At 64.6% G+C, this 624-nt stretch carries 1 protein-coding gene; it reads left to right on the top strand.

Going from position 1 to position 624, the window contains the following annotated elements:
* Positions 1-624, top strand: a 624-nt coding sequence (locus P0086_RS25185; RefSeq protein WP_275790826.1) for an IS481 family transposase, incomplete at both ends; no start/stop codon positions are given.

Raw genomic sequence — 624 nt, 5'->3', positions numbered from 1 at the left:
GATCGCTCCTCCCGGCCGCATGCCATTCCCAGGCAGGCCGGTCAGGCGCTGGCGCAGCGCATCATCACGCTTCGCCGCCAGCGCCTGACCGGCAAGCACATCGCCATCCAAACCGGGGTCTCTCCGGCGACCGTCAGCCGGGTTCTCAAACGCGCTGGCCTGTCGCGGCTCAAGGACATCGAGCCTGCGGCGCCGACGGTGCGCTATGAGTACGACCACCCTGGTGGCCTGATCCACCTCGACATCAAGCGACTGGGCCGTTTCGAGCGGGTCGGACACCGCATCACCGGCGACAGGACCGGCCAGAGCAATTCCCGAGGCGTGGGCTGGGAATATGTGCATGTGGCCATCGACGATGCCTCCCGCATCGCCTTCACCGATATCTTCCCCGACGAGAAGGCGATGAGCGCGGTCGCTTTCCTCAAGGCGGCAATCGCCTATTACAGGAGGCTCGGGATCACGGTCACCCGCGTCATGACCGACAACGGCTCCTGCTACAAATCGTACGCCTTCCGAGACGCCTGCCGGGACCTCGGCCTCAAGCATATCCGCACCAAGCCATACACGCCGAAAACCAACGGCAAGGCCGAGCGCTTCATTCAGACCGTGCTCAGAGAATGGGCC

Origin of the sequence: Mycoplana sp. MJR14 (assembly GCF_029210525.1) — a bacterium.
In the GTDB taxonomy this organism is placed as follows: Bacteria; Pseudomonadota; Alphaproteobacteria; order Rhizobiales; family Rhizobiaceae; genus Mycoplana.
The sequence above is the reverse complement of the archived record's forward strand: the minus strand, read 5'-3'. Positions and strand labels throughout refer to the sequence as shown.